The following is a 23,295-nucleotide window of genomic DNA, read 5'->3' on the forward strand; positions in this document are numbered from 1 at the left end:
CGCAGCCGACATAGTTCTGCACTATCATGACATAGTTCTGCACTATCATGTCCAGGCCTCTTCCTGTGGTGCGGGGTCTGCTGCTAACAGCCCCGTGCAACTGTTCAGGTTGATGGTTCAGTGGTGGGAAGGGACCGAGCCATGCCGCGGACTATCCCGAAAGGGATGACCAGGATCCTCTCGGCCTCCTTCCCACTTCAACCATACACCCGAACCAACACACAGGATCCTAGGGTCTGCGCCGCGTCGCTTCGCTCCTTGCTTCGCCCTAGGACGACGAAGGCGAGTGAGCGCCGTCAGTTCGGCACCGCCAGCGCCTTTTCTATCTGTGGCAGCAAGAGATCTCTCGCCGACTCCGGCGTCAGCGGACCGACATGCTTGTAGGCGATCTTGCCGTCCTTGCCGATGACGAAGGTCTCCGGCACGCCGTAGACACCCCAGTCGATCGCCGTGCGGCCCGCCGCGTCGACACCGATCGCCTGGTACGGATTGCCGACTTCACCGAGGAAGCGGCGGGCGTTTTCTGGCTGGTCCTTGTAGTTCAGCGCCGCCATGACAAAGCGCTTGTCCTGCGACAGCGCCAGCAGCACCGGATGTTCTTCCCGGCACGGCGCGCACCATGACGCGAATACGTTGACCAGCGTCACCTTGCCGGCGAACGATTTTGACTCCAGCCCCGGCAGATTGATGCCTTCGAGCGCCGGCAGGTTGGTCTGCGGCGCCGGCAGGCCGATCAGCGCCGACGGCACCTCCGAAACATCGCGTCCCGACAAAAGCTGCGCCAGGAACAGCCCGGCCAGCCCGAGGAAAATCAGCAGCGGCAACAGCACGATTAGGCGGCGGCCACGTACCGGCGTTTCGTTTTCTGTGCTCATGGCTTGGCCTTGTCGGAGCGTCGCCGCACGCCGGCGGCTTCCAGTTCGGCGATATCGCGCTTGCGCCCGCGCTGGTCGATGAGGATCCAGCCGATCAGCCCGGCCAGGACCACGGCCGTGATGGCATAGGCGGCGGTCACATACAGCGCATGCGCGCTCATGCGACCCGCTCCGCGAACACGCAGCCTTCCAACCCGACCATTTCGCCTCGTTCGACCATGCCTTTCCTTAGCCTTGCACCGGCCGCTTCGCAATCATCAGCCGCCACGCCGCAGTCTGATGGCAGTCTCAATCCGTCCCATGCCGCAGCGCCAGTGCCGCGGCCACCGGTCCCAGCACCGCAAGAAACAAGGTCAGCGCGGCAAGAATGAGGAAGGGCTGCAGGAACGGGTCAGGATCCGCCACCGCGCCATAGCTGGCAGCGACGCCAAAGATAAGCACCGGGATGGTCAGCGGCAGCACCAGCACCGAGATCAGCAGCCCGCCGCGCGGCAGCGCCACCGCCACCGCCGCGCCGGCAGCACCAATGAAAGTGATGGCCGGTGTGCCGACGAGAAGCGTGAGCGCCGTGGCGCCGATGCTGACCGGCTCCATGTTCATGAACAGGCCCAGCAAGGGCGCGGCGATGACCAGCGGCAACACGCTGCCCGCCCAATGCGCCAGGCATTTCGTCAACACGGTCAGCGCCAGCATGTGGCGGTCGTTGCCGAGCACCAAGAGATCGAGCGAGCCGTCTTCGCGGTCGGCCTGGAACAAGCGATCGAGGCCGAGCAGGCAAGAGAGCAGCGCGCCGATCCACAGGATCGCCGGACCGATGCGAGCGAGCAGCTTCAGGTCCGGCCCGACACCGAAGGGGATCGTCGCGATCACAGCGAGGAAGAAGATCACGCCGGTCAGCGCCCCGCCGCCGGCGCGGATATTGAGACGGATATCGCGGAGGAAGAGGGACCACATTACGATGTGGTCCTTTGCGGAAGCTGGAGTTCCTTTGCGCCCCCCTCTGCCCTGCCGGACATCTCCCCCACAAGGGGGGAGATTGGCAGTTCCGCCGGTAGCGCGCGCCTTCGAACGTTGGAGACAGGCGAAGGCCGAGATGACATCCAATCTCCCCCCTTGTGGGGGAGATGCCCGGCAGGGCAGAGGGGGGCGCGAAGGAATGCCGACATTACTCGCCCATCCTCAGCTCTTTCGCCCCATCCAACCCCAGCGGCAGATGCGTTGCCGCCACGATCATCCCGCCATCCCCGCAATGCTTCTTCATCAACCCGGCAAACCGCGCCTCCGAAGCCTTGTCCAACCCCGCCGTCGGTTCATCGAGCAGCCACAGCGGCCGGTGGCTGACCAAAAGCTTGGCAATCGCCGCCCGCCGCCTCTGTCCGGTCGACAGATAGCCGAACGGCAGATGGCCGATGCCGCCGAGACCGACGGTTTCCAGCGCCTCTTCGACGCTCGACAAACCCGCACCCGAAAAATCCCGCCAGAAGCGCAGATTTTCCGTCACGCTCAGCGCCGTCTTCATCGCGTTGAGGTGGCCGAGATAATGGCAGACCGCCGCGACCGTCGGAAAGTCCTCACCACCGCCCTCGATCGACACGCGGCCTTCCGCCACCGGCAGCAGCCCGGCGACGACCCGCAGCAGCGTCGATTTGCCAGAACCGTTCGGCCCGGTGACGATCAGCGCCTGACCTTGAGCAAGTGCGAAGTGGATGCCGGAAAACACCGTCTCGCCGCCGCGTTCACCGCCCAGATTTTCGGCAAGCAGCCGCATTCGTTCCCCTTCGGCTAAAGTCTAGGAGCGGCTTCGGTGCGCCGCAGCAAAAATGGCCAATCCGTGTCTAGAACTATTCCAGAAAATTCTCTATATCCGGGTCATCCGTGCCAGCGGTCGGCACGGGAACAGGAATTTGCGCCGAACCAGCGCACGCGCCGCCTTTAACGGCTCGGGTTGGCTGGGAACGGACAGCGGAAATGGCCGTACCCGCACCTTTGCGCGTGATTGCATGCCCATCGGCGTCCGTTCCCTTTCAGGCTGAACAGACAAGGACGGACCGCACGTGTCAAAATCCCTCGATAGTTTCAATTGCCGCCGCACGCTGACCGCAGGCGGTACAGACTATATCTATTACGACCTGATCGAAGCCGAGAAGAACGGCCTCACCGGAATTGCCCAGCTGCCCTATTCGATGAAGGTGCTGCTGGAGAACCTTCTGCGCAACGAGGACGGCCGTTCCGTCACTAAGGAATCGATCCAGGCGGTTGCCGGCTGGTTGACCGACAAGGGCACCGCCGGCGTCGAGATCGCCTATCGGCCAGCGCGCGTGTTGATGCAGGATTTCACCGGCGTTCCGGCCGTGGTTGACCTCGCCGCCATGCGCGATGCCATGGCCTCGCTCGGCGGCGACCCGCAAAAGATCAATCCGCTGGTGCCGGTCGATCTGGTCATCGACCACTCGGTCATCGTCGACGAGTTCGGCACGCCGATGGCCTTCGCCCGCAATGTCGAGCTCGAATATGAGCGCAACGAGGAGCGCTACAAGTTCCTCAAATGGGGCCAGCAGGCGTTCCGCAATTTCCGCGTCGTGCCGCCCGGCACCGGCATCTGCCACCAGGTCAATCTCGAATATTTGGGACAGGTGGTGTGGACCAACACCGAGGACGGCGAAACCACCGCCTATCCCGACACCTGCGTCGGCACCGATTCGCACACCACCATGATCAACGGCCTTGGCGTGCTCGGCTGGGGCGTCGGCGGCATCGAGGCCGAGGCCGCCATGCTAGGCCAGCCGGTTTCCATGCTGTTGCCCGAAGTCATCGGCTTCCGCCTCACCGGCAAGCTCAAGGAAGGCGTCACCGCCACCGACCTGGTGCTCACCGTCACCCAGATGCTGCGCAAGAAGGGTGTCGTCGGCAAGTTCGTCGAGTTCTTCGGCCCCGGCCTCTCCAACATGACGCTGGCCGACCGCGCCACCATCGGCAACATGGCGCCCGAATATGGGGCCACTTGCGGCTTCTTCCCGGTCGATGGCGAGACCATCCGCTACCTCACAATGTCGGGTCGCGAGGAAAGCCGCATCGCTTTGGTCGAGGCTTACGCCAAGGCGCAAGGCCTGTGGCGTGACACCGGCTCGGCCGATCCTGTGTTCACCGACCTGCTCGAGCTCGAGCTTGGCAGCGTCGTGCCGTCGATGGCCGGCCCCAAGCGCCCCGAAGGCCGCGTGGCGCTTGAAGGCATTCCGGAAGGCTTCGCCAAGGCGATGGAGACCGAATACAAGAAGGCCGCCGAAATCCACAAGCGCTACGCCGTCGAAGGCACAGACCATGATCTCGGCCATGGCGATGTCGTCATCGCCGCCATCACGTCGTGCACCAACACCTCCAACCCGAGCGTGCTGATCGGCGCCGGTCTGCTGGCGCGCAACGCCAACCGGCTCGGCCTCAAGCAGAAGCCGTGGGTGAAAACCTCGCTGGCGCCAGGCAGCCAGGTGGTCGCAGAATATCTCGAGAAATCCGGCCTGCAGAAGGAACTCGACCAGATTGGCTTCAATCTCGTCGGCTTCGGCTGCACCACCTGCATCGGCAATTCCGGCCCGCTGCCGGCGCCGATCTCGAAAACCATCAACGACAAGGGTCTGATCGCCGCCGCGGTGCTCTCCGGCAACCGCAATTTCGAAGGCCGCGTCTCGCCCGACGTGCAGGCGAACTATCTCGCCTCGCCGCCGTTGGTCGTCGCCCACGCGCTGGCCGGCACCGTGACAAAAGACCTGACCACCGAGCCGCTCGGCGAGGACAGGAATGGCAACCCGGTCTACTTGAAGGATATCTGGCCGAGCTCGGCCGAGATCCAGGAGTTTATCGAGAAGAACGTCACCCGCGAGCTGTTCGCCCGCAAATATGCCGACGTCTTCAAGGGCGACGAATATTGGCAGAACGTCAAGGCGCCGGAAGGCCAGACCTATGCCTGGGACGACAACTCGACCTATGTGCAGAACCCGCCCTATTTCGCCGGCATGACCGCCGGCTTCGGCAAGATCGGCGACATCAAGGGCGCGCGCGTGCTTGGCCTGTTCGGCGACAAGATCACCACCGACCACATCTCGCCGGCGGGTTCGATCAAGGCGGCGTCGCCGGCCGGCAAATACCTCACCGACCATGGCGTCGGCGTTGCCGACTTCAACCAGTACGGCACGCGCCGCGGCAACCATGAGGTGATGATGCGCGGCACCTTCGCCAACATCCGCATCCGCAACCACATGCTGGGCGAGAACGGCCGCGAGGGCGGCTACACCATCCACTACCCCAGCAAGGAAGAGACATCGATCTACGACGCCGCCATGGAGTACAAGAAGGAAGGCGTGCCGCTGGTCATCTTTGCCGGTGTCGAATACGGCAACGGCTCGTCGCGCGACTGGGCGGCCAAGGGCACCAATCTCCTTGGTGTCCGCGCCGTCATCGCCCAGTCCTTCGAGCGCATCCACCGCTCCAACCTGGTCGGCATGGGCGTCATCCCCTTCGTCTTCGAGGACGGCACCTCATGGGCCACGCTCAATCTGAAGGGTGACGAGATCGTCGAGATCGATGGCTTGAGTACTATCAAGCCGCGCCAGACCATGATCGCCAAGGTGACCTATGGCGACGGCACGGTGAAAAACGTGCCGATCATCTGCCGCATCGATACGCTGGACGAGCTCGACTACTTCAAGAACGGCGGCATCTTGCAATACGTGCTGCGTGACTTGGCGGCTTAAGCCGAACAGACGATCGAGCTGAACCAGAAAACCGCCGAAGCCAAGGCTCCGGCGGTTTTTTCTTGTCTGGATTCGGCCCTCATGCCGTGTGCCGGTCACCTGCGACGGCAAAATTTCACCGCAACGTGACTTCCCGTTGACTGTGGCTTCTGCCACATATTTCAGCAACCAGAACAAGGCCGGCAGCACCGGCGGGAAATCGGAACGACCATGGCCTTCAACAGACCATTGCGGCTTGCGGCTCTAGCGCTGGCCCTTTCGGCGCTCGCCGGCACCGGGCTTGCCGCCGAAACCGGCAGATCTCAGACCGACAGGCCCTTGGGCGTGGTCGAGCTTTTCACCAGCCAGGGCTGCAGTTCCTGCCCACCGGCCGACGCGTTCTTTGCCGAGCTTGCCGCCAAGGAAGACATCGTCGCGCTCGCCTATCACGTCAACTACTGGGACTATCTTGGCTGGCAGGACACGCTGAGCCGCAAGGAGAACACCGAGCGCCAATATGACTATATGCGCGCCTTCGGCAACCGTTCGGTCTACACGCCGCAAGCCGTCATCAATGGCCGCAGCCACGTCAACGGCGCCAGCCGCAAGGAAGTCGATGGTGCGCTCGCCCGCATGGAGAGATCAGGCGAAGGCATGCGGGTCGGCATCAAGGTCAGCCAGACCAGCGACCGCGTCATGATCGACGCCGGCGATGCCGGCAGCGGTCCCCGCGACGCCCATGTCGTCATCGTCTATTTCGACCCGCCGCAGACGATCGACATCGGCAAGGGCGAAAACAGCGGTCGCAGCATGACCTACTGGAACGCCGTCTCCGGCATCCAGACCGCCGGCATGTGGCACGGCAAGGCGCAGCGCTACGAATTGCCGATGAGCGAGATCTCCAAGAAGGCCGGCTGCGCGGTGTTGCTGCAATCGGTCGGCAAGGACGGCATGCCCGGGCCGATCCTCGGCGCTGCGTTTATTCACAAGCCGTAACAGAATCGCCAAACGACCCTGCCTTCGTCATCCTGGGGCGGAGCAGGAGCGAAGCTCCGTCGCGGAGACCCCAGGATCCAAGCCGTGACATCGGGGCACGCGCTTAAGCTGTCCCGTTTGAGACAAATGGCCATTCTGACAAGCAGCATGCCTCGACAAACGTCACGGCAGGGATCCTCGGGTCTGCGCGTCCGCTTCGCTTCCGCTCCGCCCGTGGATGACGACGTCGCGGTAGCGTGAAGTCGTTTCAGCAATAAAAAACCGACGTCAGCTTGCTTCTGACGTCGGTCATTTAGTTTTGGGATCGTCGCACCCGATTTTCCCTTGGGAAAACCGAGGTTGGTTCGATCCGACGCAGACCCGTGGGCGGGGGGCTTGGGGTTTACGAGCCGGTGCCGGACCGAACCGTCTCAGGCAACGCCGGTAAACTCGTCGGACATTGGGGCATGAGCGCGGATAAAAAAAGGCAGAAATGTGGCGAAGGATCACCAATTCCATCAACGCGTTTCACAAAAGTGACTGGACGTGACGAAAACAGCGCGGTTGCGGGATGCTTAGCCGGGTCTTGCAATTCGGCGACGAACACGCCAACTTTGGCTGGCAAGATTCATTTTGAAGGATCGACGCATGACCGATCGCGGCAGTGGGGCGGAGGATGGGGACGCATCCGCAATATTGATCCCGTTGCATGAGGCAAGACGCGAACGCCTCGACCAGCCGGTTCGCTTCGACCGGCGCGAGCTGGACCAGATACTCAGACTTTACGGACGCATGGTCGCCGCCAATGAATGGCGCGACTACGCCATCGACCAGCTTGCCGACCGCGCCGTCTTTTCGGTGTTCCGCCGCACCAGCGAGGTGCCGTTATTCCAGATCGTCAAGGACCCGCAGCTGGCGCGCCGACAAGGCGCCTTCGCCGTCATCGCCGCCGGCGGCCGCATCCTCAAGCGCGGCCAGGAGCTTGGCCGTGTGCTTGGCGTCTTCGACCGCACGCTGAAGCTGGTCGAAGCCTAAACCCTTATTTCTGCTGACGAAATTTACGATCAGGCAATGATTCGGGATCGGGTGGCACCTGCGCTCCGCCATTTAACGACAGCTGCATGAACACGGTGTCCAGCCAGCGCTCGTGCTTGTAGCCGGAGCCCTCCAGACGCCCCGAATGGCGAAAGCCGAGCTTTTCGTGCAGCCGCACCGAGGCGCTATCGGCGTGGCCGTCGCCGATGACGGCGACGATCTGGTGAAAGCCCGCCGCTCGGGCTGCCTCTATCAGCGCCTGCATCAGCTTGAGCCCGACGCCCTGTCCCTTGGCATCGGGCGCGACATAGACGGAATCCTCGACGATGAAGCGATAAGCCGGCCGCGGTCGGAAGGCGCCGGCATAGGCGTAGCCGAGCACCGTGCCGTCCTTCTCCGCCACCAGATAGGGAAAGCCGCCAGCCGTCAGGCTGTCGAATCGCGTGCCAATCTCGGCACGGCTCGGTGGCTCCAGCTCGTAGCTCGCCGTGCCATGGGTCACCGCATCGGCATAGATTTCCGTGATCCGGTCAAGGTCGGCGGCAATTGCGGCGCGTATCGTGATGCTGCTCATAATTTATGCAAGTGATCCATCTGCCCGCTATTACAGCAAAGGCCGGCGCAAAAGAGAAGGGCGGCCGTTGGGCCGCCCTTCTTGAACTCGATGGTCCAGCGCTGCGGATTAGCGGCGGTCGCCCATGAACTGCAGCAGGAACATGAACAGGTTGATGAAGTCGAGGTAGAGCCTCAGAGCGCCCATGATCGCCTTGCGGCCGGCGACATCCGTGGCGTCACCATCGTAATACATTTCCTTGATGCTCTGCGTGTCATAGGCGGTGAGGCCTGCGAAGATCAGCACACCGAGCGCCGAGACGGCAAAGCCGAGCGCCGACGACTGCAGGAAGATGTTGATCACCATCGCGATCATCAGTCCGACCACGCCCATGATCAGGAACGAGCCGAAGGCGGTCAGGTCGCGCCTGGTCGTGTAGCCGTAGAGCGACAGCGCGCCGAAGGCGGCCGCCGTGGCGAAGAAGGTCTGGGTGATGCTGGCGCCGGTGTAGACCAGGAAGATGGTCGACAGCGACAGGCCAACCAGGGCCGAATAGACCCAGAAGGTCGTCTGCGCCGCGGCAACGCTCATCGACTGGATTCTGAACGACAGGAAGAACACGGCAGCCAGCGGGGCCAGAATGACGACCCAGCGGAAAGCGCTTGTGTAGATGAGCGCGCCGAAAGCGGTAAGCTGGCCATCACCCGTGACGGCGAGCTGGAAAGCGCCCCAGGCAGCAAGGCCGGTGATGAGGAGGCCAAGCCCCATCAGATTGTAGACCTTGATCATGTAGGCGCGCAGGCCCTGGTCGATGCCTGCGTCAACGCGGGCGCCGGGCACGGCGCGCGTCTGGTAGTTGCGAAGGGGTTCAGCCATGAGAGTCCTCTATTGCTTCTGCCCCGTCCGGTGTCAGGCCCATTTGGGCCCAGGCGCCGCTGGCGGGGCTCCAGCATGCCTATGGCGAAATATGATGGTTCTTTGCCTCAAGAACAAGGCCGTAACCGGATGTAATGCTTTGTGAAACATTGCAAACCCGGTTTGGCGGCCGTCCGAGGCCCAACATTACCAAGATTTAACCAAAAGCGGGTCGCCAAGACTAGAGATTCCGCAGCACCGGGGCCGCCTTGTGGCCCAGCACCCGCCATGTGCCGGCCAAGCCGATGCCGACCGTGATCACCAGCGCAAAGACGATTGTGGCCACCGCCACTTCCGGCATGAAATGCGACGGCAGCGTCATGATGCGCGCGACGACGAACCACGCCGCGACCCCGCCCGCAACCAGCGCGAAGATGGCGGTGGCAAGCCCGATCAGCATGTATTCCAGCGAGAAGGCCGCAATCAGCGTTTTCCGTGTCGCGCCCAGCGTCTTCAGCACCACCGCGTCATGGATGCGGGCCCGATTGCCGGCGGCAAGCGCGCCGGCCAGCACCAGCACCGAGGCAAACAGCGCCACGCCGGCCGCCGCCCGGATCGCCGTGCCGAGTTGCGCCACCAGCCGGTTGACGATGTCGAGCGCGTCCTTGACCCGGACCGTCGTCACCGCAGGGAAGGCGCGGGTGACGGCGTTGAGCAGGCGGGCATCGTCGGCCGTAGAAGTGTTCTTCTCGGTCAGCGTCGCCAGCCAGCCATGCGGTGCCCCGGCAAAAGTGTTGGGCGAGAACACCATGACGAAGTTGATGCCCATCGTCTCCCACTCGACCTGACGGAAGTTGGCGATCCTGGCCGTCACATTGCGGCCCAGCACATTGACGGTGATGGTGTCGCCGAGCTTCAGCCCGATCTCTCTGCCCTCTTCGGCCGAGAACGAAACCAGCGGCTCGCCGGCATAATTGTCCGGCCACCACGTGCCTTCGGTGAGTGTCGCGTTAGCGGGCTGTTTCGCCTCATAGGTCAGGCCGCGATCGCCGCGCAGCACCCAGGCGCCTTCCGACGGAACGTTGACCTTGCCGACATCGACGCCGTTCAGCGCCATCACCCGGCCGCGCAGCATCGGCACCTTGAGCAGCGTGCCTTGTGGCGCTTGGCTGCCGATCAGCGTCGAGAACGCATCGACATCATTGCTCTGGATGTCGACGAAGAAAAAGTTCGGCGCACGTTCCGGCAGGCTGGCGGAAATCTGCCGCCGCAGATTGCCGTCGATCAGCGCCAGCGTCACCAGCAGCGTCAGCCCGAGCCCCAGCGACAGCACCACCGATGGGGTCAGCGCGCCCGGCCGATGGATGTTGCCGATCGCCAGCCGGAGCGCCACGGAGCGGACGCGCGGGCTCTTTTTCGCCGCCCATTGCACCAGCCCACCAACCAGGCGCAGCACAAGAAAAGCAAAAATAGTGGCGCCGACGAAGATCGAGGCGATACGGCGGTCGCCGGAAAACAGAATGGCCAGCGCCGCCAGCAGCAGCGCAATGCCGATTGCCGCGCCGACATAGGGCGGGCGCGGAAAGCCGCGACCCTCAAACCCCATTTCGCGAAACAGTGCAGTTGCCGGCACGTCGCGGGCGCGGCCGAGCGGCAGAAGCGCAAAGGCCAGCGTCACCAAGAGGCCGAACAGCGCCGCCATGGCGAGCGCGCCGGGATAGAAGCCGCCCTCGGCCGGCACCGGAATGACCGACTGCAGGGCAGCACTGGCCGCAAACGGCATCAGCGCGCCAAGCACGAGGCCGAGCACGACGCCGAGCCCGGCGATCATCAGGATCTGGACGAGATAGACGGTAAAGACGAAGCCGCCGGAGGCTCCCAGGCTCTTGAAGGTGGCGATGACGGCTCGCTTGCCGTCGAGATAGGCGCGCACCGCGTTGGCGACGCCGACCCCGCCGACGACCAGCGCCGTCAGCCCGACCAGCGTCAGGAACTGCGAGAAGCGCTCGATATTCGAAGACAGCGCCGGTGCCGCATTGGAGCGCGAGCGGATCGACCAGCCGGCTTCGGGAAAGTCTTTTGCCGCCTGCTCCTGGATGCCTTTGATATCGGCCTCGCTGGCCCCGGCGGGCAGGCGGATCTTGTAGGCATTCTCGACCAGGCTGCCCGGCTGGATCAGGCCGGAGGCGGCCAGCCCCTCAGTCGACACCATCAGCCGCGGGGCAAAGCCGAAACCGTCCGACACGGCGTCCGGCTCGGTGACCAGCCTGGCGCGCAGTTCGAATGTGGCACTGCCGAGTTTCAGCCGGTCGCCGATCTTCACATTGAGCCGATCGAACAGAAGATCGGGTGCGGCGGCGCCGAACACGCCGGATTTCTCACCGAACAGATCCTGTTTCGACAGCGCCGGCGCTGTCGCCAGCGCGCCATAGAGCGGGTAGGCATCGTCAACCGCCTTGGCCTCGACCAGCGACTGGTCGGAACCGTCTTCGAGCCGCGCCATCGAGCGCATGTTGGCGCTGCGCGAGATCGTGCCCAGCCCATCGAGGAAGCTGCGCTCGGCCTGGCTGGTGTCGCGCTGGTTGATCTGGAAACGCAGATCACCGCCGAGCAGCGTCTGGCCCTGGTTGGCGACGCCGGCGGTGATGGCCTGCGCCACCGAATTGACGCCGCCGATGGCGGCGACGCCAAGCGCGATGCAGGCAAGGAAGATCATGAAGCCGGACAGCCCGCCGCGCATCTCGCGCAGCGAGAAGCGGAAGGCGAGTTTCAGCGTCCGAGACAGCGGCATCAGGCCGACACCTTGACCAGTGCTGGCGCCTCGATCCGTCCCGAGCGCATCGAAACCTGGCGCGAGCAGCGCGCCGCCAGCGACGGATCATGGGTGACCAGCACCAGGGTCATGCCGCGCTCGGCCGCCTTGGCGAACAGCAGATCGGCAACCTGCCGTCCCGTCGCCTGGTCAAGATTGCCGGTCGGCTCATCGGCAATCAAAAGGCGCGGCGAGGGCGCCAGCGCCCGGGCGATCGCCACACGCTGCTGTTCGCCGCCGGACAATTCGCCCGGATAATGGGTGACGCGATCGCTGAGACCTACGGCGCCCAGCTCCCGCGCGGCCACCCCGAACGGATCGGCATGGCCGGCCAGCTCCAGCGGCACCGCTACATTTTCGAGCGCCGTCATGTTGGGGATGAGGTGGAAGGATTGGAAGACGATGCCAATGTTTCGTCCCCGAAACGAAGCAATCTGGTCCTCACTTTTGCCGTTCAACAGCTCGCCGGCGATTCGGACCGTGCCCGAATCGACCCTTTCCAGTCCTGCCAGAACCATCAGCAGCGTCGACTTGCCGGAACCCGAGGGGCCGACGATGCCGGTCGCCTCGCCCTCGGCGACATCGAGGCTGACGCTCTTCAGCACATGGACGGAAGACGCGCCTTCGCCGAGCGTCAGCGATACGTCTTTCAGCGCGATGACGGCTTCTGTCAAAATGAAAGCGTCCTATATGGGAGGATGAAGGCTCTGCTTGTCGGGCCGGAAGAATCCTTGGTCATATGGGGCCTGCCGCATGTCTTTCAAACGCATCTTTGCCGCAGGCTTCATGCTTTTTCTTGGCCTCAGCAGTGCCGTCTCATTGGCGCACGCCGAGACGTTCAAGATCGTCGGCTTCGGCGACAGCCTGATGGCGGGCTTCAGCCTCGGCCCCGGCGAAGGGTTTACCGACAAATTGCAGGCAGCCCTTCGCGCCAAAGGTCTTGATGTGAGCGTCGCCAATGCCGGGGTTTCCGGCGATACGTCGAGCGGTGGCCTGGCTCGGCTCGACTGGTCGGTGCCGGACGGCACAAATCTTGTCATCCTCGAGCTTGGCGCCAACGATATGCTGCGCGGCGTTTCACCCGACATTCCCGAAAAAAACCTGGACGAGATGCTGGCCAAGCTGAAGCAGCGCAAGATTGCCGTGCTGCTGGCCGGCATGCGTGCTGCCCCCAATCTCGGTGCCGATTACCAGAACGCTTTCGACACAATCTATCCAAAACTGGCTGCGAAATACGACGTGCCGCTCTATCCGTTCTTTCTCGACGGCGTTGCCGGCAAAGCCGCTTTGCAGCTCGAAGACGGACTGCACCCAAACGCCAAGGGTGTCGATCTCATGGTCGAACGCATCCTGCCGACCGTGGAAAAGGCAATTGCAACGGTGCAAGGCAATCCCTGAAGTGAGTTATTCCGAGCGACATGCCGTCGGGGAAGCTTGTCCGACAAGCCTGCGACCAACAAACCACTTGCCCAGTTTCAATATCGATGATTCGCTAGGGCCATAGTTCGATTCGAGGAAGGGAGGCTCTCCATGCCGCGTCTTTTCACCGCCCTCGAAATACCGCGTGACGCCGCTCTTTCGCTGTCCCTGCTCCGGGGCGGCCTGCCCGGAGCCCGCTGGATCGACGTTGAGAACTACCACATGACGCTGCGCTTCATCGGCGATGTCGAGGGCCATGTCGCCGACGAGATCGCCAATGCGCTCGACCGAATCCACCGCCCCTCCTTCTCGCTGACATTGTCGGGTGTCGGCGCTTTCGGCCAGAAGAAGCCGCATGCGGTGTGGGCCGGCGTTTCAGCTTCGCCCGATCTTTCCGCCCTGCAGGGCGAGATCGACCGCATCTGCCAGCGGCTCGGCCTCCCCGCCGACCCGCGCAAATTCACCCCGCATGTGACGCTGGCGCGCCTGCGCAATTCGAGCCCGCTCGACGTTGCCCAGTACCTGTCGGCACGCGGCAATTTTTCGACACTGCCGTTCCGCGTCGGCCGCTTCGTCCTGATGTCGTCGCGCGATTCGGTCGGCGGCGGACCCTACATCGTCGAGGAGGCCTGGCCGCTGTCGGGCACCGATGCCCGTGTCGCGAGCCGCGTCGACAGCATCTCCGACGCTTCGCGGATCATGCGGTAGACCAAAGCGAACGCGTCGGCCCCGTCATAATAGGGATCCGGCACGTCGCGGGCTGTACCGTTGGCGAACTCCAGGAACAGATGCACCCGGTCGCGCAAGGCGGCCGGCGCCAGCGCTTTCAGGTCCTGGACATTCGACCGGTCCATACCCAAAATGAGGTCGAAGCGGGAGAAATCGCCCGGCGTCACCTTGCGCGCCCTCTGGCTGGAAATGTCGATGCCGTGCCGTGCCGCGATCGAAATCGTGCGTGGATCCGGGGCAGAGCCGACCTCCCAGCCGCTGGTTGCGGCTGAATCGAGCAGGATATCCCCGCCCAGCCCGCGCTCGGCCAGCACCGCGCGGAAGGTGCCTTCGGCCAAAGGCGAACGGCAGATATTGCCGAGGCAGACGAAGAGAATTGATTTTATGGGCTTCGCGCTCATCGATCCGGCATTTTGTCTTGCTGCATGTCGTTATCCCAAAACCGCGACGCACTTTTGGGCGACATGCATTATGGTGAAGGTCATTTTTCGAGATAGCACAGGAAGCTGATATGACGAGAGAGAAACTGGGCAAGGAAGCCATCACTGCGGCGCTGGCCGAACTCGGTGGCTGGACGTTGGCCGCGGATGGCGCCTCGATCAAGCGCACCTTTGTCTTCAAGAATTTTTCCGAGGCCTTCGCCTTCATGACCCGCGTTGCTTTGGCGGCGGAGAAGATGGATCATCACCCCGACTGGTCGAACGTCTACAAGACCGTGGACGTAACGCTGAACACCCACGATGCCGGCGGCATCACTGCGCTCGATATCGAACTGGCGAAGAAGATGAACAGATATGCCGGTTAGCGACGGGACTTCGTCATCCTAGGGCGAAGCAGGAGCGAAGCTCCGTCGCGAAGACCCTAGGATCCATGCCGCGACCTTGGGCAAAGGGTGCAACGGTGCAGAATTCTGCACCGTCGCAGAGCTCGAAAGCAACGGCATGTATCCTCGGGTCTGCGCCGCGTCGCTTCGCTCCTTGCTTCGCCCGTGGATGACGAAGGGAGGGGCGTTTCGGCCAATCTCCAAAGAGAGCCGCCAAGGAGTTACCCCCGGCATCATCTGCACCGTCCGGTTCAGGCACGATCCGTTCGATTTTGGGGCATGGGAACGACTAGACTCTTGTAGCGGACCTAGGCTTTCACCACATTTTCCCTCGCAGGCGCCAACGCAACGATGCGTTTGAGCCCGCAAGGAGAGATTGATGGCGCAACAACCAGGTTTTGATTTCTTCGGCTTTGGCGGCAGCGATGAGGGCGAAGTGCGCGAGAAATTCTGGCGCACGGCCAAGAAGGCGGCCCGCCAGATCCCGTTCATGGAAGAGGTGGTCGCCGCCTATTACTGCGCCATGGACAAGAAGACGCCGGTGCGCGCCAAGGGCATATTGCTGGCGGCGCTTGGCTATTTCGTGCTGCCGATCGATGTCATCCCCGACTTCGTCTTCGGGCTTGGCTTCACCGACGATATCGCCGTGCTGACCGCCGCGATCACCGCCGTCAGCGCCCACATCACACCGGCGCACCGGCTCGCCGCCAAGCAGGCGATTGCCGACAAGAGCTGAGCCGGCAACCTGGCTGGAAAAGTCAAACTCTTGCCGCTTTCGTGGCCTCCAAGTCGCGCCAGGGACATTCTGACGGCCGCTTTTCGGCAGGCGGCGGGGAAATGGCGGTGGTTTCCCGGGGTGAATGTCCTTTTCGCGAGGGAAATTCACCGTTTGGTAACCCAGATTAAATCAAAATGAAGCGACGGGCAGGACGCCAAACCGGCCTGCCGCCGCACCAGTTGGAATACGGGAAAAACGATGCGCGGATTGATTGCTACAGTTTCGAGCCTGGTCCTGGTGGCCTTGACAGCGCCGGCGCTGGCGCAGACCGCGACCAAGACCGGCCAGCACAATGCCTGGGGCACCTACAGCTACCAGGCTTCCGGCGGCAAGGTCTGCTACGTGCTGACCGTGCCGACCGACAAGCAGCCGCCGACGCTCGACCATGGCGACATGTTCTTCTTCGTCAGCCAGCGACCGGGACAGCAAGTGTCCTACGAGCCGCAATTCATTGCCGGCTACAAATTCCAGGAGGGCTCCAAGGCCACCGTCACCATCGACAAGAAGTCCTTCTCGATGTTCACGCGCGGCAAGTCGGCCTGGGTGGAGAATGCCGCCGAGGAGCCGGTGCTGATCGCCGCGATGAAGACCGGCACCGACATGAAGGTGTCGGCCAAGTCCGGTCGCGGCAACCCCACCTCCTACGTCTTCTCGTTGAAAGGCATTTCAGCGGCGCTGACGTCGATCGCCAAGTGCAAGTAGGCAAGGCTTGTAACTAGGCAACTTCGTTTTGCAATGACAGGCCGGGCCGCAAAGCCCGGCCTTTTTGCCTTTTTTTGGCCGGCGTGCGTGCCGGCGGTTCAGTCTTACATGGCCATTTTTTCACATTCGGCCTGGGCTTTCTTGGTCGACGTATCGATCATGAAGGCTTTGCCTTTGGCGTCGGTCATCATCATCATGCAGTGCTTGATCGGCTTTGCCATCTTCATCATCTCGGCGCCCATCTTTGCATCCGGCATCATGGTGCCCATATGCCCGTCCGGCATGATCGCCATCACTTCTCCACCCTTCATCATGGTCATCGTGCCCATCGCGTCTTCGGCAAATGCCGGCGAGGCGGAAAGGCCGACGAGGCCGGCAATGACGGCGAGCTTGATAGAGTTCATTCTGCATACTCCCATTTTGTAGGGGCATAGTTGCCCCCTTCGGACTTCGAAGGCGCGATGGGAATCGTTACGCAAACACACGACTATGTGATCGGTCCATTTGCAGCGCGAGGACTGGGCAGGGTGCCAGATGGCCGTAGCGAGCTATCAGCCGCTGCATTCCCCGCGCATGACTCTGCCCGCAACCTGTGCTATGCGCCGCGCTTCATTTCCGGCACGATGCTGAAATCGGCCGCAAACCGCTTATATCAAGTGCTACCATGACCCTTTCATTCGATCTCACCATTGAGGGCGCTCGTGACGCGTTGCGCGCCCGCGCCGCGCCCGAGAAGCCGTCGCTGATCGGCCTGACCCGGACCGAACTTGGCGAGGCCCTGGTTGCATCAGGCATCGTGCCGGAGCGCCAGGCCAAGATGCGCGCCCAGCAGCTGTGGCACTGGATGTATGTGCGCGGCGTTTCCGACTTTGCCGGCATGTTCAACATCTCCAAGGATCTTCGCGCCGAGCTGGACAAGCATTTTACCGTCGCCAGGCCGGAAATCGTCGAGGAGCAGATTTCCGCCGACGGCACCCGCAAATGGCTGTTCCGCTTTCCGCCACGCGGCGCCGGCCGTCCGGTCGAGATCGAGACCGTCTATATTCCCGAGGAAGGCCGCGGCACGCTCTGCATCTCATCGCAGGTCGGCTGCACGCTGACCTGCTCGTTCTGCCACACAGGCACGCAGAAGCTGGTGCGCAATCTGACGGCGGAGGAAATCCTCGCCCAGCTTCTGACCGCCCGCGACCGGCTCGGCGATTTCCCCGACCGCGACACGCCCGACGGCGCCATCGTGCCGGCCGAGGGCCGCAAGGTGTCCAACATCGTCATGATGGGCATGGGCGAGCCGCTCTACAATTTCGAAGCCGTCAAGAAGGCGCTGCTGATCGCCTCCGACGGCGACGGCCTGTCGCTGTCCAAGCGCCGCATCACGCTGTCGACCTCCGGCGTGGTGCCGGAAATCTTCCGCACCGGCGAAGAGATCGGTGTCATGCTTGCTATCTCGCTGCATGCGACCAATGACGATCTGCGCGACCTCTTGGTGCCGATTAACAAGAAATATCCGCTGAAGGAGCTGATCGAGGCCTGCCGCGCCTATCCCGGCCTGTCGAACGCCAAGCGCATCACCTTCGAATATGTGATGCTGAAGGACGTCAACGATTCCATCGAGGACGCCAAGGGGCTGATCAAACTGCTCAAGGGCATTCCGGCCAAGATCAATTTGATCCCGTTCAACCCGTGGCCAGGCACCAACTACCAGTGCTCGGACTGGGAGACGATCGAGAAGTTTGCCGACTACATCAACAATGCCGGCTACGCCTCGCCGATCCGCACCCCGCGCGGCCGCGATATTTTGGCCGCCTGCGGCCAGCTCAAGTCGGACTCCGAGCGCATGCGGAAAGTGGACCGGCTGGCGCTGGAAGCCATGATGATCGCGGGGCACGGCGAGGCGTGACCCGTCTCGTCGCCTATCTCATCCGCTTTGCCGTCATCCTGATCGGCTATGTCGTCGCCTCGCTGGCGGCCAGCGCCTTTCTCAACATCATGGTGCTGGCGTCGCTTGGCTACGCGCCGGAGCATGCCCACCCGACGGCGACCGCATCGCTGTATTTTTCAATTCCCTTCGTGGCGTTGTTCGTCGCCTATTTCGCTTTCATGCCGGCGGCGATCGTCATCATTGTCTCGGAAATCCTCAGCCGTCGCGATTGGCTGTTCTATGCGCTCGCTGGCGCGGTGGTGGCGGCGGTCTTCCTCGGCTTCGTCCACCGGACCGCCGATGCCAATTTCGACGTCACCGACACCAGCGCCGTGTTGGCGGTGGTCGGCTGCGGCATGGTCGGGGGCATTTTCTACTGGCTGAGCGCGGGGCGCTGGGCCGGCAGCTGGCGGCAAGCCGCCTGAAGGTTCGCTGTAGCGCCTGTTTCGTCTACGCCGTCGGCGTCTGGTCCAGTGGCCACAACGACCGAAGCCCCGTTCGTCCCTTGCGTTAGCCGGAAACGCCGTGATACCTCGCCCGCCGAGAACTCGTGATCGCGGAACCGCCAAATGTCAAAAGCAAAAGACGTCAAGAAGGTCGTGCTCGCCTATTCCGGCGGCCTCGACACCTCCATCATCCTGAAATGGCTGCAGACCGAGCTCGGCGCCGAAGTTGTCACCTTCACCGCCGATCTCGGCCAGGGCGGCGAGCTCGAGCCGGCACGCCGCAAGGCCGAGATGATGGGCATCAAGGACATCCGCGTCGTCGATGTGCGCGAGGAGTTCGTCTCCGACTTCGTCTTTCCGATGTTTCGCGCCAATGCCGTCTATGAAGGCACCTATCTGCTCGGCACCTCGATCGCGCGGCCGCTGATCTCCAAGCATCTGGTCGAGATCGCCAGGGAGACCGGCGCCGATGCGATTGCGCACGGCGCGACCGGCAAAGGCAACGACCAGGTCCGTTTCGAGCTTTCCGCCTATGCGCTGAACCCCGACATCAAGGTCATCGCGCCCTGGCGCGACTGGTCGTTCAAGTCGCGCACCGACCTGATCAACTTCGCCGAGCAGCACCAGATTCCGGTGCCGAAGGACAAGAAGGGCGACGCGCCGTTCTCGGTTGACGCCAACCTTCTGCATTCCTCCTCCGAGGGCAAGGTGCTGGAGGATCCATGGGTGGAGCCGCCAGAGTTTGTCCACCAGCGCACCGTCTCGCCGATGGACGCGCCGGACAAGGTCACCGAAATCGAGATCGAATTCCTCAAGGGCGATCCGATTGCGCTCAACGGCAAGAAACTGTCGCCGGCAACCATGCTGGCCGCGCTCAACGACCTCGGCCGCGACAACGGCATCGGCCGGCTCGACCTGGTCGAGAACCGCTTCGTCGGCATGAAATCACGCGGCGTCTACGAGACGCCCGGCGGCACCATCCTGATATCAGCCCACCGGGCCATCGAATCGATCACGCTTGACCGCGGCGCCGCCCACCTCAAGGACGAGTTGATGCCGCGCTATGCCGAGTTGATCTACAACGGCTTCTGGTTCGCGCCCGAGCGGCTGATGCTGCAGGCGATGATCGACAAGAGCCAGGAAGACGTCGAAGGCACGGTGCGGCTGAAGCTCTACAAGGGCAACGTCATGGTCAACGGCCGCAAGTCGAAAAAGACGCTCTATTCCGACGCGCTGGTCACCTTCGAGGACGATCGCGGCGCCTACGACCAGAAGGACGCCGCCGGCTTCATCCGCCTCAATGCGCTTAGGCTGAGGACGCTTGCCGCGCGCAACCGCAAGGCTTGATATCCGAACAGCAGCGCGGGGCCGACCTCATCAACGCTGAAACGGCTCAGGAAACCCGGCGGAGACGCCGGGTTTTTGTTTGCTAATATAATGGAAGTCAAAACCCGCCAGGATCACTTCGCCGACGCAGATCTGAATGTCGCGATATGGTCGCTCTGGAACTATGTCATGGGCGCCACCGTCACCCGGGCGAGCTTCGACCTCTCGGACGACGACAGGGCCGCCGCGCGGCAGCGCCTTAAAGCTCTCACTGAGCGCTACCCGACGATCGAACGCTCCCACCTGCTGTTGGATGACGATTGGGACGGTGCTTTCCGCAAAGGCCTCGGCTTCCTGCTCGACGGCCTCACTCCAGGATAATGAATCGGCCGGAGTGACTGGTCTCTGCCCCCGCACCGTCAACAAAAAGCCCGGCACATGGCCGGGCTTTCGTTTGTCGAATGGAGACTTCTATCCGTCAGTCGCCGTCGATCGCGGTAGCGATCTGGGCAATGGCCTGCTGGTAGACACTCGCGGAATTCCAGCCGGCAATGGCACCCATATTCGCGCTCGCGCTCGCACCTGCCCGCCAGCCGTGCGCCTTGAGGAAGTTGGCGGTGGACGCCAGCGCCGTCGCCTTGTCGCGCAGATTTCCGTTGCCGACGCCATACTTCAAGACATTTCCGGGCAGGAATTGCGTATGGCCGATCTCGCCATGCGCGGCGCCGGTCGACGAGGCGCTCAGCGCGCCGCGATCGACCAGCTTCAGCGCCGCAATGGCATGCGGGTAGAAGAACCCTGGGCGGCGGCAGTCATAGGCAAGCGTCAGAATGGCAGAGACCGTATTCTGGTTGCCCATGGCGGAACCGAAGCCGGTCTCCATGCCCCAGATGGCCAGCAACACACCCGGCGAGACGCCGTAATTGCTCTCGATCCTTTCGAAAAGTGCTGCGTTCTGCTTCTTCAGCGAACGGCCCCTGGAAATGATCGAAGCCCCGCCACGGCGCTTCATGAAAGCGTCCACCGAACCGCTGAACGCCTTGTGGATGGCGCGGTCGACGGAGATCGTCTTTGTTGCGTAGCTGGCGCCAGCCAGAGCGGCCAGACCCTTGGCGCCGACACCTTCGGACTTGGCCTCCGCGGCGAACTCCGGCTTCCAGGCGTCGAAGCCGGCGCCGGTTTTGCCACAGCTGGCCGCCGCTTGCGCGCCCGTCGCCAGCGCAAGCACCGCCACCGCCGCGGCCACAAAAATCCTACCCTTGGCAAAAAATGCCATGCTGTTCTCCTGATTTGCCTGAATCACGTCCCGGTTGCGAATTTGCCAGCGAAACGTGCACTTGTCACTGTCTGCCGGCGCTGCGCTGGCCAATGCAGGGGAATTTGCCTACGATCAAGGGATTACTGTGGCGAGAATGCAAGCTGAAGCCCGATTGTTCCATCTGCCGCATCGCTGATCGGGCTTTTCGGCAGGGAATGCCGGCCGATGGCAGGCTTTTGGGGCGGCTGCGCACTATATCCCTGCCCTGACCATTTGAGATCGAGATGAAACTCTTCGACTGCCCGCATTGCGGCCACCGCCTCTATTTCGAGAACGCCCAGTGCCTGAACTGCGCCAGCCCGGTGCTCTATGATCCCGAGCATGCGCGCTTTGCGCTGTCGGGTGTCGACGGCGTCTTCCAATGCACCAATGCCGACGAATGCGCCTGCAACTGGATGGCAGAGCCGGGCCACGCCTTTTGCCGCGCCTGTGTGCTGAACCAGCTGATCCCCAATCTTTCCGTCGACGGCAACCGCAGCCGCTGGATCCGCGTCGAAGCCGCCAAGAAGCGCGCCATCTATTCGCTGCTCGCCTTTGGACTGCCGGTGGCGCCCAAGCAGGTCGCTGCCGACGAAATTGGCCTTGCCTTCGACTTGCTTGCCGATCCGATCGGCGGCGGTCCCGGCGGCGAGCGCATCCTGACCGGCCACGACAACGGCCTGATCACGCTCAACGTCGCCGAGGCTGATTCAGCCGAGCGCGAAAAGCGGCGCGTCGAGATGGGCGAGAACTACCGCACGCTGCTCGGTCATTTCCGCCACGAGCTCGGCCACTATTACTGGGACCGCCTGATCCGCGACGATCCGCAGCGGCTTGCCGCCTTCCGCGCCCTGTTCGGCGATGACCGCGCCGACTACGAGCAGGCGCTGAAGACCTATTATGCCAATGGCGCTGCGCCCGACTGGCAGCAGGGCCACATCTCGGCCTATGCGACGTCCCACCCATGGGAGGACTGGGCCGAGACCTGGGCGCACCATCTGCACATCACCGATACGCTGGAGATGGTGCATGCGCTGAACTTCCCGCTTGGCCGGCTGGAAACCGTGGAAGCCAACACTTTGCCGCAGGGCGACACTGGCGGCAGGCCGCAGGCCGCACCCGCCGAACCTGCCGCCACGCCAGAACGCTTTGAAGATGTTCTCGCCCGCTGGCTGGTGCTGTCGGAGGCCTCCAACTCGATCAACCGCTGCATGGGCTTGCCCGACCTCTACCCGTTCGTCATCTCGGACGTGACCGCGCAAAAACTGGCTTTCGTTCATGAACTGCTGACCGGTTTGCCGAAAGAAAGGGGAATAATTCGTGAGCCGGCCCAGGCATTTTAGCCGGAACGCATAAGGCTGTGTTTCGTTTCCGTTTCGCGAGGGACTACGAAAACGGAGAGAATGCCATGAAACGGATACTGTTTCCTGCCGTCGCCGGGGCGCTCGTCGCCATGTCCGGCGCGGCTTTGGCCGATACCGCGGTATCTGCTGTCACCGATCTCAACGTGCGCGCCGGCCCTGGCCCGCAATATCCGGTCATCGGCGTGCTGGCCGCCGGCCAGTCGGCAACGCTCAATGGCTGCATCGAAAACAGCAAATGGTGCACCATCGCCGAGGCCAATGGCCAAGGCTGGGTCTATTCCGACTATGTGACGGCCGATTTCGGCGGCAACGCAGTCGTGCTGACACGGCGTCCGGCCGACGCCGGCATAGCGGTCGTCGAGGCGCCGGCCGACGACAGCGACTATCCCGACAGCTATACCGGTGCCATCATCTCGGCCGAACCGGTCGATCCGATCGCCAGGCCGCCGGCTGAAGTGGGCACATATATCAGCACCCACCGGCTCGACCCCGTCTATCTCGATGGCGAGGTGGTGACGGGCGCGACCTTGCCTGACACCGTCGAACTGCGCGAAATCCCCGACTACAACTACCGCTATGTCTACGTGAACGGCCAGCCGGCCCTGGTCGACCCGCAGACACGCCGCATCATGTACGTCGTGCGCTGACGCGGAACCGCTCAAAC

The 23,295-nt window shown here is 63.0% G+C and carries 24 protein-coding genes and 1 pseudogene; 14 read left to right on the forward strand and 11 right to left on the reverse strand.

Annotated elements, in window-relative coordinates; all coding sequences use genetic code 11:
* Nucleotides 1–296: 296 nt before the first annotated feature.
* The 4 genes from AC1DVW_RS28725 to ccmA all read right to left on the reverse strand — a co-directional run bounded on the left by AC1DVW_RS28725 (nt 297) and on the right by ccmA (nt 2,643).
* Nucleotides 297–875 carry a DsbE family thiol:disulfide interchange protein gene (locus tag AC1DVW_RS28725; protein WP_477327664.1) on the reverse strand — a complete coding sequence of 193 codons (579 nt, stop codon included), beginning with the start codon at nt 873–875 and terminating at the stop codon, nt 297–299.
* Entirely contained in the window at nt 872–1,036 is a 165-nt protein-coding gene (ccmD, locus tag AC1DVW_RS28730) for a heme exporter protein CcmD (RefSeq protein ID WP_477327666.1), read from the reverse strand. Before ccmD ends, AC1DVW_RS28725 begins: the two co-directional genes overlap by 4 nt.
* Before the next feature lie 127 nt (nt 1,037–1,163).
* On the reverse strand, nt 1,164–1,829 hold the full coding sequence (ccmB, locus tag AC1DVW_RS28735) for a heme exporter protein CcmB (RefSeq protein WP_477327668.1): 666 nt from the start codon (nt 1,827–1,829) through the stop codon (nt 1,164–1,166).
* Between the two features lie 211 nt (nt 1,830–2,040).
* Nucleotides 2,041–2,643, reverse strand: coding sequence for a heme ABC exporter ATP-binding protein CcmA (gene ccmA / locus AC1DVW_RS28740; protein ID WP_477327670.1), 603 nt, complete (start codon nt 2,641–2,643; stop codon nt 2,041–2,043).
* A 286-nt stretch (nt 2,644–2,929) separates the two neighbouring features.
* Between ccmA and acnA the strand changes: the two genes are divergently transcribed.
* The 3 genes from acnA (at nt 2,930) to AC1DVW_RS28755 (ending at nt 7,609) form a co-directional block, all read left to right on the forward strand.
* Nucleotides 2,930–5,620, forward strand: coding sequence for an aconitate hydratase AcnA (acnA, locus tag AC1DVW_RS28745; protein ID WP_477327672.1), 2,691 nt, complete (start codon nt 2,930–2,932; stop codon nt 5,618–5,620).
* A 210-nt stretch (nt 5,621–5,830) separates the two neighbouring features.
* On the forward strand, nt 5,831–6,595 hold the full coding sequence (locus AC1DVW_RS28750) for a DUF1223 domain-containing protein (protein WP_477327674.1): 765 nt from the start codon (nt 5,831–5,833) through the stop codon (nt 6,593–6,595).
* A gap of 627 nt (nt 6,596–7,222) precedes the next feature.
* The gene (locus AC1DVW_RS28755; protein WP_477249527.1) at nt 7,223–7,609 is read left to right on the forward strand and encodes a DUF2794 domain-containing protein; all 387 of its coding nucleotides are present in this window, start codon (nt 7,223–7,225) and stop codon (nt 7,607–7,609) included.
* A 4-nt stretch (nt 7,610–7,613) separates the two neighbouring features.
* On the opposite strand, the gene AC1DVW_RS28760 is transcribed toward AC1DVW_RS28755, so the two are convergent.
* The 4 genes from AC1DVW_RS28760 to AC1DVW_RS28775 form a co-directional block, all read right to left on the reverse strand.
* Nucleotides 7,614–8,183, reverse strand: coding sequence for an N-acetyltransferase family protein (locus tag AC1DVW_RS28760; RefSeq protein ID WP_477327676.1), 570 nt, complete (start codon nt 8,181–8,183; stop codon nt 7,614–7,616).
* 108 nt (nt 8,184–8,291) lie between these two features.
* Nucleotides 8,292–9,038 (reverse strand): Bax inhibitor-1/YccA family protein, encoded by a 747-nt coding sequence (locus AC1DVW_RS28765; RefSeq protein WP_477249530.1) that lies wholly within the window; start codon nt 9,036–9,038, stop codon nt 8,292–8,294.
* Between the two features lie 220 nt (nt 9,039–9,258).
* Entirely contained in the window at nt 9,259–11,808 is a 2,550-nt protein-coding gene (locus AC1DVW_RS28770) for an ABC transporter permease (RefSeq protein ID WP_477327678.1), read from the reverse strand.
* Nucleotides 11,808–12,503 (reverse strand): ABC transporter ATP-binding protein, encoded by a 696-nt coding sequence (locus AC1DVW_RS28775; protein ID WP_477327679.1) that lies wholly within the window; start codon nt 12,501–12,503, stop codon nt 11,808–11,810. Before AC1DVW_RS28775 ends, AC1DVW_RS28770 begins: the two co-directional genes overlap by 1 nt.
* A gap of 79 nt (nt 12,504–12,582) precedes the next feature.
* Here AC1DVW_RS28775 and AC1DVW_RS28780 point away from each other — a divergent pair, with 79 nt between their 5' ends.
* Together AC1DVW_RS28780 and thpR are read left to right on the forward strand one after the other, a co-directional pair.
* Nucleotides 12,583–13,227, forward strand: a complete 645-nt coding sequence (locus AC1DVW_RS28780) for an arylesterase (protein WP_477327681.1) — start codon at nt 12,583–12,585, stop codon at nt 13,225–13,227.
* A gap of 132 nt (nt 13,228–13,359) precedes the next feature.
* Nucleotides 13,360–13,956, forward strand: coding sequence for an RNA 2',3'-cyclic phosphodiesterase (gene thpR, locus AC1DVW_RS28785; RefSeq protein ID WP_477327683.1), 597 nt, complete (start codon nt 13,360–13,362; stop codon nt 13,954–13,956).
* Here thpR and AC1DVW_RS28790 read toward each other — a convergent pair.
* Nucleotides 13,860–14,378 (reverse strand): low molecular weight protein-tyrosine-phosphatase, encoded by a 519-nt coding sequence (locus AC1DVW_RS28790; protein ID WP_477327685.1) that lies wholly within the window; start codon nt 14,376–14,378, stop codon nt 13,860–13,862. The two genes, thpR and AC1DVW_RS28790, sit on opposite strands and share 97 nt — an antisense overlap.
* 110 nt (nt 14,379–14,488) lie before the next feature.
* Between AC1DVW_RS28790 and AC1DVW_RS28795 the strand changes: the two genes are divergently transcribed.
* The 3 genes from AC1DVW_RS28795 to AC1DVW_RS28805 all read left to right on the forward strand — a co-directional run bounded on the left by AC1DVW_RS28795 (nt 14,489) and on the right by AC1DVW_RS28805 (nt 16,280).
* The gene (locus AC1DVW_RS28795; RefSeq protein WP_477327687.1) at nt 14,489–14,782 is read left to right on the forward strand and encodes a 4a-hydroxytetrahydrobiopterin dehydratase; all 294 of its coding nucleotides are present in this window, start codon (nt 14,489–14,491) and stop codon (nt 14,780–14,782) included.
* A gap of 397 nt (nt 14,783–15,179) precedes the next feature.
* Entirely contained in the window at nt 15,180–15,536 is a 357-nt protein-coding gene (locus AC1DVW_RS28800; protein ID WP_477327689.1) for a YkvA family protein, read from the forward strand.
* A 240-nt stretch (nt 15,537–15,776) separates the two neighbouring features.
* Nucleotides 15,777–16,280 (forward strand): invasion associated locus B family protein, encoded by a 504-nt coding sequence (locus AC1DVW_RS28805; RefSeq protein ID WP_477249542.1) that lies wholly within the window; start codon nt 15,777–15,779, stop codon nt 16,278–16,280.
* 104 nt (nt 16,281–16,384) lie between these two features.
* Here AC1DVW_RS28805 and AC1DVW_RS28810 read toward each other — a convergent pair whose 3' ends face one another.
* Nucleotides 16,385–16,684 carry a hypothetical protein gene (locus AC1DVW_RS28810; RefSeq protein WP_477249544.1) on the reverse strand — a complete coding sequence of 100 codons (300 nt, stop codon included), beginning with the start codon at nt 16,682–16,684 and terminating at the stop codon, nt 16,385–16,387.
* Between the two features lie 260 nt (nt 16,685–16,944).
* Between AC1DVW_RS28810 and rlmN the strand changes: the two genes are divergently transcribed.
* The 4 genes and pseudogenes from rlmN to AC1DVW_RS28830 all read left to right on the forward strand — a co-directional run.
* A complete protein-coding gene (rlmN, locus tag AC1DVW_RS28815) occupies nt 16,945–18,177 on the forward strand; it encodes a dual-specificity RNA methyltransferase RlmN (RefSeq protein WP_477327691.1) in 1,233 nt (410 codons plus the stop codon).
* Nucleotides 18,174–18,623: a hypothetical protein gene (locus tag AC1DVW_RS28820; RefSeq protein WP_477327693.1), complete on the forward strand. Its 450-nt coding sequence runs from the start codon at nt 18,174–18,176 to the stop codon at nt 18,621–18,623. Before rlmN ends, AC1DVW_RS28820 begins: the two co-directional genes overlap by 4 nt.
* A 144-nt stretch (nt 18,624–18,767) precedes the next feature.
* Nucleotides 18,768–19,991 carry an argininosuccinate synthase gene (locus AC1DVW_RS28825; RefSeq protein ID WP_477327695.1) on the forward strand — a complete coding sequence of 408 codons (1,224 nt, stop codon included), beginning with the start codon at nt 18,768–18,770 and terminating at the stop codon, nt 19,989–19,991.
* Nucleotides 19,992–20,111: 120 nt separating this feature from the next.
* Nucleotides 20,112–20,351: pseudogene (locus AC1DVW_RS28830) on the forward strand (TetR family transcriptional regulator); the annotation flags it as partial.
* A 97-nt stretch (nt 20,352–20,448) separates the two neighbouring features.
* Here AC1DVW_RS28830 and AC1DVW_RS28835 read toward each other — a convergent pair.
* A complete protein-coding gene (locus AC1DVW_RS28835; protein WP_477249555.1) occupies nt 20,449–21,246 on the reverse strand; it encodes a lytic murein transglycosylase in 798 nt (265 codons plus the stop codon).
* A gap of 266 nt (nt 21,247–21,512) precedes the next feature.
* Here AC1DVW_RS28835 and AC1DVW_RS28840 point away from each other — a divergent pair, with 266 nt between their 5' ends.
* Entirely contained in the window at nt 21,513–22,610 is a 1,098-nt protein-coding gene (locus AC1DVW_RS28840; protein WP_477327696.1) for a zinc-binding metallopeptidase family protein, read from the forward strand.
* Between the two features lie 65 nt (nt 22,611–22,675).
* On the forward strand, nt 22,676–23,278 hold the full coding sequence (locus AC1DVW_RS28845) for a DUF1236 domain-containing protein (RefSeq protein ID WP_477249558.1): 603 nt from the start codon (nt 22,676–22,678) through the stop codon (nt 23,276–23,278).
* The last annotated feature ends 17 nt before the right edge of the window (nt 23,279–23,295 follow it).

This window comes from Mesorhizobium sp. P3_B5, from assembly GCF_056402815.1.

Excerpts from the sequence above, each read along its gene's own strand:
- AC1DVW_RS28810 (WP_477249544.1), bottom strand. The coding sequence starts at position 16,684 with ATGAACTCTATCAAGCTCGCCGTCATTGCCGGCCTCGTCGGCCTTTCC.
- ccmA (WP_477327670.1), bottom strand. The coding sequence starts at position 2,643 with ATGCGGCTGCTTGCCGAAAATCTGGGCGGTGAACGCGGCGGCGAGACG.
- AC1DVW_RS28750 (WP_477327674.1), top strand. The coding sequence starts at position 5,831 with ATGGCCTTCAACAGACCATTGCGGCTTGCGGCTCTAGCGCTGGCCCTT.
- AC1DVW_RS28845 (WP_477249558.1), top strand. The coding sequence starts at position 22,676 with ATGAAACGGATACTGTTTCCTGCCGTCGCCGGGGCGCTCGTCGCCATG.
- AC1DVW_RS28800 (WP_477327689.1), top strand. The coding sequence starts at position 15,180 with ATGGCGCAACAACCAGGTTTTGATTTCTTCGGCTTTGGCGGCAGCGAT.
- AC1DVW_RS28825 (WP_477327695.1), top strand. The coding sequence starts at position 18,768 with ATGTCAAAAGCAAAAGACGTCAAGAAGGTCGTGCTCGCCTATTCCGGC.
- AC1DVW_RS28770 (WP_477327678.1), bottom strand. The coding sequence starts at position 11,808 with ATGCCGCTGTCTCGGACGCTGAAACTCGCCTTCCGCTTCTCGCTGCGC.
- ccmB (WP_477327668.1), bottom strand. The coding sequence starts at position 1,829 with ATGTGGTCCCTCTTCCTCCGCGATATCCGTCTCAATATCCGCGCCGGC.
- AC1DVW_RS28780 (WP_477327681.1), top strand. The coding sequence starts at position 12,583 with ATGTCTTTCAAACGCATCTTTGCCGCAGGCTTCATGCTTTTTCTTGGC.
- AC1DVW_RS28755 (WP_477249527.1), top strand. The coding sequence starts at position 7,223 with ATGACCGATCGCGGCAGTGGGGCGGAGGATGGGGACGCATCCGCAATA.
- AC1DVW_RS28725 (WP_477327664.1), bottom strand. The coding sequence starts at position 875 with ATGAGCACAGAAAACGAAACGCCGGTACGTGGCCGCCGCCTAATCGTG.
- AC1DVW_RS28795 (WP_477327687.1), top strand. The coding sequence starts at position 14,489 with ATGACGAGAGAGAAACTGGGCAAGGAAGCCATCACTGCGGCGCTGGCC.
- AC1DVW_RS28790 (WP_477327685.1), bottom strand. The coding sequence starts at position 14,378 with ATGAGCGCGAAGCCCATAAAATCAATTCTCTTCGTCTGCCTCGGCAAT.
- ccmD (WP_477327666.1), bottom strand. The coding sequence starts at position 1,036 with ATGAGCGCGCATGCGCTGTATGTGACCGCCGCCTATGCCATCACGGCC.
- AC1DVW_RS28835 (WP_477249555.1), bottom strand. The coding sequence starts at position 21,246 with ATGGCATTTTTTGCCAAGGGTAGGATTTTTGTGGCCGCGGCGGTGGCG.
- AC1DVW_RS28765 (WP_477249530.1), bottom strand. The coding sequence starts at position 9,038 with ATGGCTGAACCCCTTCGCAACTACCAGACGCGCGCCGTGCCCGGCGCC.
- thpR (WP_477327683.1), top strand. The coding sequence starts at position 13,360 with ATGCCGCGTCTTTTCACCGCCCTCGAAATACCGCGTGACGCCGCTCTT.
- AC1DVW_RS28840 (WP_477327696.1), top strand. The coding sequence starts at position 21,513 with ATGAAACTCTTCGACTGCCCGCATTGCGGCCACCGCCTCTATTTCGAG.
- AC1DVW_RS28760 (WP_477327676.1), bottom strand. The coding sequence starts at position 8,183 with ATGAGCAGCATCACGATACGCGCCGCAATTGCCGCCGACCTTGACCGG.
- AC1DVW_RS28805 (WP_477249542.1), top strand. The coding sequence starts at position 15,777 with ATGCGCGGATTGATTGCTACAGTTTCGAGCCTGGTCCTGGTGGCCTTG.
- rlmN (WP_477327691.1), top strand. The coding sequence starts at position 16,945 with ATGACCCTTTCATTCGATCTCACCATTGAGGGCGCTCGTGACGCGTTG.